Origin of the sequence: Aeromonas mytilicola subsp. aquatica (assembly GCF_044336385.1) — a bacterium.
Classification (GTDB): domain Bacteria; phylum Pseudomonadota; class Gammaproteobacteria; order Enterobacterales; family Aeromonadaceae; genus Aeromonas; species Aeromonas rivipollensis.
Map to the genome: position 1 here is coordinate 3,942,541 of NZ_CP172298.1, position 9,960 is coordinate 3,952,500.

The following is a 9,960-nucleotide window of genomic DNA, read 5'->3' on the forward strand; positions in this document are numbered from 1 at the left end:
GATTGCTCTACTCCGATGAGGTCAAGCTGTTAAGTTTTACACTTAATAATTTAATCAAAAGAAGCCATCATGGTTGCGCCGTCCTCAAGGGCGGCACCCTGACCTTTTTATGTAGTCATTTGGCAAACTGGTTGAAAGGCCAGGACGCAAAGCCTCCGGTCTAAAGACATGTCGTCCAGGATAGCGGGGTTGCCACACCCAGGTGTGTCACGGGGAACTCCCCTGCCAACTTGACTGCCCACATCACCGAACAGAGGAATGTATGGCAGCAAAAATCCAACTCAATCATGTGGCCGCGGCGCTGGCGCTGCTGGCCAGCGGCGGCGTGCTCGCCCACGGTTACATCAGCCAGCCGGAAGGGCGCAACTATCTGTGCAAGACCGGCGGCAACAGCCAGTGTGGCGCCATTCAATGGGAGCCCCAGAGCCTGGAGGCGCCGTCCGGCTTCCCCGATGGCGGCCCCGCCGACGGCCAGATCGCCTCGGCCGGGCATCCGCAATTCGGTGAGCTCAATGCCCAGACCAGCGATCGCTGGACCAAGCGCAATGTGCAGGCCGGTCCCTTCGCCATCAGCTGGACCTTCACCGCCAACCACGTGACCCGCAACTGGCGCTACTACCTCACCAAGCAGGATTGGAACCCGAACCAGCCCCTGACCCGTGACGCCTTCGATCTCAACCCGTTCTGCGTGATCGACGGCAACATGGTGCAGCCCCCCAAGCAGGTCACCCATCAGTGCACCCTGCCGGCACGCACCGGTTACCAGGTCATCCTCGGGGTCTGGGAGGTGGGTGATACCGCCAACAGCTTCTACAACCTGATCGACGCCCGCTTCGACGGTGGCACCCAGCCCCCGCTGACCTGGAGCCAGGGTGGGACCATCTACCCCTCCATCGATCTTGCGGCAGGTGACAAGGCCAAGACCCGGGTGTTCGATGCCAGCGGCGAGCGTGCCGACCTGCAGACGGTGCTGACCATAGCCAGCGCCGAGCAGGGCCAGAAGAACAACTGGGCCCACGCCCTGGCAGGCAAGATCAATGCCGAGCAGACCCAGATCCGCGCCGGCCAGCAGGGGGCCGATGGCCAGTTCAACCCCGTCTACGGCCAGAACCCCATCTACCTGAAAGCCGGCAGCAACCTGCAACGGGTCGAGATCCAGCTCGAGCAGCAGCAACCGCCGGTGGGCAACAGCATCAACGTGAGCGGCCTGGCGAGCGACTACCAGCTCGACAACGGCAAGGTCACCCTGGGCTTCACCGTCACGGCGCAAGGGGATCTCGCCGTCACCAATACCCTGTATGACCATGGCGGTGTCGCCAAGGGCCAGAGCGGGGCCGACATCAAGGACGGCAGCCAGAGCTTCACCATGGAGGCCACGGGTCTGAGTGCGGGCCACCACCAGCTGGTGATAGAGGGCAAACCCAAGGCGGGGGGGGAAGTGGTGCAGCAGACCCTGGATCTGATGTTCAAGGATCCGGCCGGTGGCGACTACCAGTTCAGCTTCCCGGAAGGGCTCAAGTCCTATACGGCCGGCACCAGGGTATTGCAGCCGAAGAATGGCAAGATCTATCAGTGCAAGCCCTTCCCCTACAGCGGTTGGTGCAGCCAGTGGTCCAGCACGGCCACCCAGTATGAGCCGGGCATAGGCTCCCACTGGCAGGAAGCCTGGATCGCACAATAACGCTGTAGCAGTGACATCAATAAAACGGGGAGCCCATGGCTCCCCGTTTCTCATGCGCCGCTCGGCTCAGATCTGGTAGTCAAGCAGGGGCTCGTTGCTCATGGCCCTGGCCTGGATCTCCGCCAGCGCCAGCTCGGGGTTGCAGAGCTGGATGAACTGCCAGGTGAAGTTGTGCTGGAACTGACCCTGCTTGAGACCTATCCAGGCGGTGTGCGGCGCAAACAGCCGGCTGCCGTCGAGCTGCACCAGCCCCTTGTCCCGCTGGGGATCGAACGCCATGTCCGCCAGTATCCCCACCCCCATCTCCAGCTCGACATAGGTCTTGATGACGTCGGAATCCTGGGCGGTCAGCAGGATCTGCGGATGTATCCCCGCCTCGGCGAAGGCCTCATCCACCCGCACCCGGCCCGTCAGGCCCGCCTGATAGGTGACTATGGGCCAGTGGGCCAGCGCAGCCAGGGTGAGTTCCCGCTCGGCGGTGAGCGGGTGCTGCTCCGGCACCACTATGTTGTGGTGCCAGCGGTAGTAGGGAAACGCGACCACGCCTTCGCTCTTGTCGAGCTGCTCGCTGCTGATGCCGATATCCACCTCGCCGGTCTGCACCAGCCGAACTATCTCTTCCGGGCTGCCCTGGCGCAGTTCCAGCTGCACCAGCGGGAACTGCTCGCGAAACGCCTTCACCACCCGGGGCAGGGCATAGCGCGCCTGGGTGTGAGTGGTCGCTACCAGCAGCCGCCCGGAATCCCGGTTGGCAAAGGTGCTGGCCAATTTGCGGATATTGTCGGCGTCCCCCAGGATACGCTCGGCGATCACCAGCAGCTCCTTGCCCGGCTCCGTCATGCCGAGCAGCCGCTTGCCGTAACGGATGAAGAGCGCGAGCCCAAGCTCCTCCTCCAGCTCGCGGATATGGCGGCTGACCCCGGACTGGGAGGTAAAGAGGGCATTGGCCACCTCGGTCAGGTTGTAATCCCGCCGCGCCGCTTCCCGGATAATGCGTAATTGCTGAAAATTCACCTCATCGCCTCCTGCGTTGAGTGGTGGTGGATGCTGCCACCGTCCTCTTGTTATTGGGAGACCGGATCAGAGTCCGGCTGCAAGCCTGAAAAGGGGTCTCGCCTTGGGGGCTCGCCTTCAAATCTGGTAGTCGGGATAGAGCTGCGCATGCCGGGCCACCAGGCGCACCCCCTGGCCGGGGGCGAAGGCACGGGCGGCCTCCTTGCTCAGCTCGGCCTCGTAGTGAGCGCCCCTGGTCTCGCCATCCCCGCGCAACTCCACCCGGATCCGCGGCCCCATGGGCAACAAGCGGGTGATGGTGGCGCTGATGCCTCCCGGTGCATCCGCCGGCAGTATCTCCAGCTCGTGGGGGCGCACATAGGCAATGGCAGCACTGCCCTGTGCCAGCTGGGAGCTGATGGGCCCCCCCAGCTGCTGCTCACCTATGCCGAGCCCCTGCCCGGCCACCCGGCCGCGGAACAGGTTCACGCTGCCAAGGAAGCTGTGCACAAAGGCGGTGGCGGGCTGGTCATAGACCTCGGCCGGGGTGCCGATCTGCTCGACCCGCCCTGCGTTCATCAGCACCACCCGATCCGCCACTTCCAGCGCCTCCTCCTGATCGTGGGTCACGAACAGGCTGGTGACGTGCAGCTCGTCGTGCAGCTCCCGCAGCCAGCGGCGCAGCTCCTTGCGCACCTGTGCGTCGAGTGCGCCGAAGGGCTCGTCCAGCAGCAGCACCTTGGGCTGCACCGCCAGGGCGCGCGCCAGGGCGACCCGCTGGCGCTGGCCGCCGGAGAGCTGGGTCGGATAGCGTCCGGCCACGTGGCTGAGCTGGACCAGATCCAGCAGCTCCTTGACCCGGGCGCGGATGCTGGCTTCATTCGGCCGATCGGAACGCGGCTTGACCCGCAAGCCAAACGCCACGTTCTCGAACACCGTCATGTGCCTGAACAGGGCATAGTGCTGGAACACGAAGCCGACGTTGCGCTCGCGCACGTGGAGATCCGAGGCATCCTCGCCGCGGATGATGACGTTGCCGCTGTCGGCCTGCTCCAGCCCGGCGATGATCCGCAGCAGTGTGGTCTTGCCGCAGCCGGAGGGGCCGAGCAGCGCCACCAGTTCACCGTCGTGAAAATCGAGGTTGATGTCGGCCAGGGCCGCGTACTGATTGAAATGCTTGTTGAGTCGTTGAACCTGAATGCTCATGGCTGCCTCTCTAAACCGTTAAACCGGATTCATGGTTATCCGGGCTGACCTGCCAGCAGGCAGGCCAGGCCATATCAATGGGACTGGGTGGGCTGAGCGCGCAGCCGGGCCAGCAGGGTCTCCCCCAGCAGGGTGAAGATCCCGAACAGGGCCAGCAGGCTCGCCACCGCAAAGGCGGCGCCGGTCTGGTACTCGTTGTAGAGGATCTCGATGTGCAGCGGCAGTGTGTTGGTCTGACCGCGAATATGGCCGGAAACCACGGAGACGGCACCGAACTCCCCCACGGCACGGGCGGTACAGAGCAGCAAGCCATACATCAGGCTCCAGCGGATGCCGGGCAGGGTGACCCGCCAGAACATCTGCAGGCCGCTCGCCCCCAGCATGATGGCCGCTTCCTCCTCTTCCGGACCACGGGCCTCCATCTGGGGCAGCAGCTCGCGTACCACGAAGGGCACGGTAATGAAGGTGGTCGCCAATATGATCCCCGGGGTGGCGAAGATGATCTTGATGTCGTGCTCGCTCAGCCAGTCACCGAACCAGCCGCGACTGCCGAACATCAGCACGAACATCAGACCCGCTATCACCGGCGACACCGAGAACGGCAGATCGATGAGGGTGATGAGCAGTTGCCGGCCCGGGAAGCGGAAGCGGGCTATGGCCCAGGCGGCGGCCAGCCCGAACAGCAGATTGAGGGGCACAGAGCAGAGGGTCACCAGGGCGGTCAGGCCGAGGGCGCTCAGGGCATCTGGCTCGCTGATGGCATGCCAGAAGAAGGCGAGGCCCGGGCTCAGGGCCTGGATAAAGACGGTCGCCAGCGGCAGCAGCAAAAGCGCGGCGAACCAGCCCAGCCCGACGCTGATCAGCAGCCACTTGACCCAGACGGGCTCACGGGTCACGGCAGGCTGGCGCACCTGAGTGACAGGGGCCCCATCGAGGGCCAGGTCCAGGCTGGCGTTGGATGCATTCATATGCGGCTTCCTCCGATGCGTGCCCAGCTCCAGGCCTGCAACTTGTTGATGATCAACAGCAAAACAAACGAGATCAGCAGCATGACGGAGGCGATGGCCGAGGCCCCGGCATAGTCATACTCCTCCAGATGACTCATGATCATCAGCGGCGCGATTTCCGAAACCATCGGCAAATTTCCGGCGATAAAGATGACGGAGCCGTACTCCCCTACCCCGCGGGCAAAAGCCAGGGCGAAGCCGGTGAGCAGCGCCGGGATCAAGGTTGGCCACAACACTCGCGCGAAGGTCTGCCAGCGATTGGCCCCCAGGCTGGCGGCGGCCTCTTCCTGTTCGGTCTCCGCCTCTCGCAGCACCGGCTGCAGGGTGCGCACCACGAAGGGCAGCCCGATGAAGGTGAGGGCGATCACCACCCCTATGGGGTTGTAGGCGAGCTCTATACCAAAGGGGGCAACCCACTGACCTATCCAGCCGTTGGGGGCGAAGATGGCACACAGGGCAATGCCGGAGACGGCAGTCGGCATGGCGAACGGCAAGTCGATGAGCGCATCCACCAAGCGGCGACCGGGGAAGCTGTAGCGCACCAATATCCAGGCCAGGATCAGCCCGAACAGGCTGTTGAGCAGGGCGGCGATAAAGGCGGCCCCGAAGCTGAGGCGAAAGGAGGCGAGCACCCGGGGGGAGCCTATCACCTGCCAGAACTCGGCGGCCGTCAGGTTGTTTACCGCGAACAGCACCAGCGCCGAGAGGGGCAACAGCACCAGTATGCTCAGGTAGAGCAGGCTGAAGCCCAGGGTCGGCCCCAGGCCAGGGAGGACGGAATAAGAACTTAATCGCATAACACATCCGTTTGTTATAAAACTTTCGATACGCTGATTCTGCTCACGACCGCCGGGGACAACAAACACCAATAACGCCTTTGCTAAGCATTTTTTTGTCTAACAACGGCAAATCAGGGCTTTTAGAGCAATAACTATAAAAAAAGGTCTTTTATATAAATAAAAGACCTAACAAACGGAGCGGTGAAACCTGAGCTGCAAAGACAGTCACTATGGGATCAGGGTGGCGAGCCTGTCTGATATCTTGCGGGAACTCTCCTTGTCATATGGGTCGAGGATCAGCGGAAGCTGAGGGCCGCCCGCCTATCCCATTCGGTCGAGACGGGATCCACCACCATCTCGGCCCTGTGATGAAGGGTGTTCAGCAGGTTGAGCCCCTGACTCCACTCCCCATGACCGGACTGGGCATTGATATGGCCCACCTAGCCGGCATCGAACAGCGGCACCTGCCACTGACGACTCCAATACTCGGCACGTTCGAAGCTCATCCAGGGATCGTTGCGGCTGGCGATGAGCTGGGCGGACACCTTGATGGATCCCGCCAGCGCCTCGTCCGGGATGCCGAAGCGGGCCGGATCCGCGGGAGCCACTATCAGGATGGAGGAGACCTTGTCCGGTTGCAGCCTCGCTGCGGCAATCGCCGTCAGGGCGCCGAAGGAGTGGGCCACCAGGTGGACACGGCTGCGTCGGCTTCTGAGCTTGCTCGCCAGCTTGGCACTCCAGACGGTGAGGTCCGGCTTGTCCCAGGGCAGACCCAGCATCCGCTGCCACTGGGGAAATTGCTGGTGCCAGCGACTCTGCCAGTGATCCGGCCCACTGTTGTGCAGACCGGGAACCAGAAGGATCTTGTTCATCATGGTGCTCCTATCTGTTGCCACAGGGGCCAGTCACTGTCAGCGGCCCGGTTGGTAGATCTGGTCGAACAGCCCACCCTGGGCGAAGTGTTTCTTCTGTGCCTTGTCCCAATCCCCTTCCAGATCCTTGACGGTAAAGAGCGCCAGCTGCGGGAACTGGGCCGCCGTCTCCTTCAGGATCGCCGGGTTGCTCGGGCGATAGTGGTACTTGGCGATGATCCGCTGTCCCTCGTCGGAGTAGAGGTAATCAAGATAGCCCTTGGCGACAGCTTCGGTGCCGTGCTTCTTGGCAACCTTGTCCACCACGGCAACAGGAGGTTCGGCCAGGATGGAGACAGACGGCACCACGAGCTCGAACTTGTCGCTGGTCCCCGGCTGACTCAGCACCAGCAGGGCTTCGTTCTCCCAGGCCAGCAAGACGTCGCCGAGGCCGCGCTCGATGAAGCTGGTGGTGGCGCCCCGGGCGCCGGAATCCAGCACCTTCACGTTCTTGAACAGGTCGCCGACAAACTGCTTGGCACCCTCTTCAGTGCCGCTCTTCTTAAGGGCATAGCCCCAGGCGGCCAGGTAATTCCAGCGCGCACCGCCGGAGGTCTTGGGGTTGGGGGTCACGATGGCGACATCCTTGCGAACCAGATCACCCCAGTCCTTGATCTGCTTGGGGTTGCCCTTGCGCACCAGGAAGACGATGGTGGAGGTATAGGGAGACGCATTGTTGGCAAGGCGCCCCTCCCAATCGCTGGCGGTAAGACCCGCCTTGGCCACGGCATCGACATCATAGGCCAGCGCCAGGGACACCACATCAGCCTCCAGGCCATCCACCACGGCACGCGCCTGCTTGCCGGAGCCACCGTGTGACTGGCTCACCACCACATCATCACCCGTCTTGGCCTTCCACTCCTTGGCAAAGGCGCTGTTGTATTCCTGGAACAGCTCGCGGGTCGGATCATAAGAGACGTTGAGCAGGCGGACCTCGGCCGCATTGGCCTGGCCAAGTGCCAGCAGAGAAAGCAGGGTCAGGGCGGTCATTCGCAATTTCATGGTGATACTCCATATCGTTGGGTTGAGTACAGAATGCCGCCTTCCACATATATCAGGAAGAAAGAAAAAGCGCTTTGCTTATCTCTTTTACGCATATTAGGCCAACCGCCAACGCATACTCACTGCCGCGAACCAGCCCCTGGTCGCCCAATTCGCCACTCATCACCGTCAGATTGCAGACACGAAAAAGCCCAGTCTGTTGACTGGGCTTGCTGGACTTAGATGCTGAATATGCATAGCAAAAAGGCCTTCCCGTAAGGGAAGGCCTTTCAAATTAGTGGCGGAGCGGACGGGACTCGAACCCGCGACCCCCGGCGTGACAGGCCGGTATTCTAACCGACTGAACTACCGCTCCGCTGTCTGGTTAGCATTTTGCTAAATTGTCTGCCGTTTCAACGAGGTGTCATCCTCTCGGCCAATCATGCAATGTGTGCACAACTGTTTAATTGGGTGCCTGGCAGTGTCCTACTCTCGCATGGCGAATGCCACACTACCATCGGCGCTACCGCGTTTCACTTCTGAGTTCGGCATGGGATCAGGTGGTTCCACGGCGCTATGGCCGCCAGGCAAATAACTTCAATCTCGGAAAGCTGACGTGAATAACGAGGTTGCCCGTAGGCTTTGTCGCTATCACTGAATTTGTAAGTAGTCTCGCACTTGCTACAAGGCCAGAAACACTTCTTGGGTGTTGTATGGTTAAGCCTCACGGGTAATTAGTATGGGTTAGCTCAACACGTCGCCGCGCTTACACACCCCACCTATCAACGTTGTGGTCTCCAACGGCCCTTTAGGACCCTCAAGGGGTCAGGGATGACTCATCTCAGGGCTCGCTTCCCGCTTAGATGCTTTCAGCGGTTATCGATTCCGAACTTAGCTACCGGGCAGTGCCACTGGCGTGACAACCCGAACACCAGAGGTTCGTTCACTCCGGTCCTCTCGTACTAGGAGCAACTCCCTTCAATCATCCAACGCCCACGGCAGATAGGGACCGAACTGTCTCACGACGTTCTGAACCCAGCTCGCGTACCACTTTAAATGGCGAACAGCCATACCCTTGGGACCGACTTCAGCCCCAGGATGTGATGAGCCGACATCGAGGTGCCAAACACCGCCGTCGATATGAACTCTTGGGCGGTATCAGCCTGTTATCCCCGGAGTACCTTTTATCCGTTGAGCGATGGCCCTTCCATTCAGAACCACCGGATCACTATGACCTACTTTCGTACCTGCTCGACCTGTCCGTCTCGCAGTTAAGCTGGCTTATGCCATTGCACTAACCTCCTGATGTCCGACCAGGATTAGCCAACCTTCGTGCTCCTCCGTTACTCTTTGGGAGGAGACCGCCCCAGTCAAACTACCCACCAGGCACTGTCCGCGAGCCCGATTCAGGGCCCTGCGTTAGAACATCAAACATACAAGGGTGGTATTTCAAGGACGGCTCCAGCGCAACTGGCGTCACGCCTTCAAAGCCTCCCACCTATCCTACACATGTAGGTTCAATGTTCAGTGCCAAGCTGTAGTAAAGGTTCACGGGGTCTTTCCGTCTAGCCGCGGGTACACCGCATCTTCACGGCGAATTCGATTTCACTGAGTCTCGGGTGGAGACAGCATGGCCATGGTTACACCATTCGTGCAGGTCGGAACTTACCCGACAAGGAATTTCGCTACCTTAGGACCGTTATAGTTACGGCCGCCGTTTACCGGGGCTTCGATCAAGAGCTTCGCTTGCGCTAACCCCATCAATTAACCTTCCGGCACCGGGCAGGTGTCACACCCTATACGTCCACTTTCGTGTTTGCAGAGTGCTGTGTTTTTGATAAACAGTCCCAGCCATCTGGTCACTGCGACTCCCAACTGCTCCATCCGCAAGGGACTTCACTGTCAAGAGCGAACCTTCTCCCGAAGTTACGGTTCTATTTTGCCTAGTTCCTTCACCCGAGTTCTCTCAAGCGCCTTGGTATTCTCTACCCGACCACCTGTGTCGGTTTGGGGTACGATGACTTGTAATCTGAAGCTTAGAGGCTTTTCCTGGAAGCAGGGCATCAATGGCTTCACCACCGTAGTGGCTTCGTCTCGTGTCTCAGTGTTGTGTCTCCGGATTTGCCTAGAAACACCACCTACGCACTTTCACCAGGACAACCGTCGCCTGGCCCACCTAGCCTTCTCCGTCCCCCCATCGCAATTACAAGTCGTGCAGGAATATTAACCTGCTTCCCATCGATTACGCCTTTCGGCCTCACCTTAGGGGTCGACTCACCCTGCCCCGATTAACGTTGGACAGGAACCCTTGGTCTTCCGGCGAGGAGGCTTTTCACCCCCTTTATCGTTACTTACGTCAGCATTCGCACTTCTGATATCTCCAGCATGCCTCTCGACACACC

General features: G+C 60.7%; 6 protein-coding genes, 1 tRNA gene, 2 rRNA genes, 1 pseudogene and 1 riboswitch (1 of these 11 only partly in view). Of the genes and pseudogenes, 1 reads left to right on the forward strand and 9 read right to left on the reverse strand.

Annotation, left to right across the window (positions count from 1 at the left end):
- Positions 1 to 111: 111 nt before the first annotated feature.
- Positions 112 to 197: riboswitch (cyclic di-GMP riboswitch) on the forward strand.
- A 65-nt stretch (positions 198 to 262) separates the two neighbouring features.
- Positions 263 to 1,681 carry an N-acetylglucosamine-binding protein GbpA gene (gene gbpA, locus ACFWHB_RS17995; RefSeq protein ID WP_395948988.1) on the forward strand — a complete coding sequence of 473 codons (1,419 nt, stop codon included), beginning with the start codon at positions 263 to 265 and terminating at the stop codon, positions 1,679 to 1,681.
- A gap of 66 nt (positions 1,682 to 1,747) precedes the next feature.
- Here the strand turns inward: gbpA and cbl are convergent, their stop codons facing one another.
- From cbl to ACFWHB_RS18040, 9 genes and pseudogenes are all read right to left on the reverse strand, one after another.
- On the reverse strand, positions 1,748 to 2,695 hold the full coding sequence (gene cbl / locus ACFWHB_RS18000) for an HTH-type transcriptional regulator Cbl (RefSeq protein WP_025325756.1): 948 nt from the start codon (positions 2,693 to 2,695) through the stop codon (positions 1,748 to 1,750).
- A 117-nt stretch (positions 2,696 to 2,812) separates the two neighbouring features.
- On the reverse strand, positions 2,813 to 3,880 hold the full coding sequence (locus tag ACFWHB_RS18005; RefSeq protein WP_171272623.1) for a sulfate/molybdate ABC transporter ATP-binding protein: 1,068 nt from the start codon (positions 3,878 to 3,880) through the stop codon (positions 2,813 to 2,815).
- A gap of 74 nt (positions 3,881 to 3,954) precedes the next feature.
- On the reverse strand, positions 3,955 to 4,848 hold the full coding sequence (gene cysW, locus ACFWHB_RS18010; RefSeq protein ID WP_111913669.1) for a sulfate ABC transporter permease subunit CysW: 894 nt from the start codon (positions 4,846 to 4,848) through the stop codon (positions 3,955 to 3,957).
- Positions 4,845 to 5,684: a sulfate ABC transporter permease subunit CysT gene (gene cysT / locus ACFWHB_RS18015; RefSeq protein ID WP_163147414.1), complete on the reverse strand. Its 840-nt coding sequence runs from the start codon at positions 5,682 to 5,684 to the stop codon at positions 4,845 to 4,847. Before cysT ends, cysW begins: the two co-directional genes overlap by 4 nt.
- 278 nt (positions 5,685 to 5,962) lie before the next feature.
- Positions 5,963 to 6,538, reverse strand: a pseudogene (locus ACFWHB_RS18020) (RBBP9/YdeN family alpha/beta hydrolase).
- Between the two features lie 39 nt (positions 6,539 to 6,577).
- Positions 6,578 to 7,579, reverse strand: coding sequence for a sulfate ABC transporter substrate-binding protein (locus tag ACFWHB_RS18025; protein WP_395948989.1), 1,002 nt, complete (start codon positions 7,577 to 7,579; stop codon positions 6,578 to 6,580).
- Positions 7,580 to 7,857: 278 nt separating this feature from the next.
- A tRNA-Asp gene (locus tag ACFWHB_RS18030) sits at positions 7,858 to 7,934 on the reverse strand.
- 97 nt (positions 7,935 to 8,031) lie between these two features.
- Positions 8,032 to 8,146: ribosomal RNA gene (rrf, locus tag ACFWHB_RS18035) — 5S ribosomal RNA — on the reverse strand.
- A gap of 125 nt (positions 8,147 to 8,271) precedes the next feature.
- A 23S ribosomal RNA gene (locus tag ACFWHB_RS18040) occupies positions 8,272 to 9,960 on the reverse strand; it runs 1,201 nt beyond the window's last position.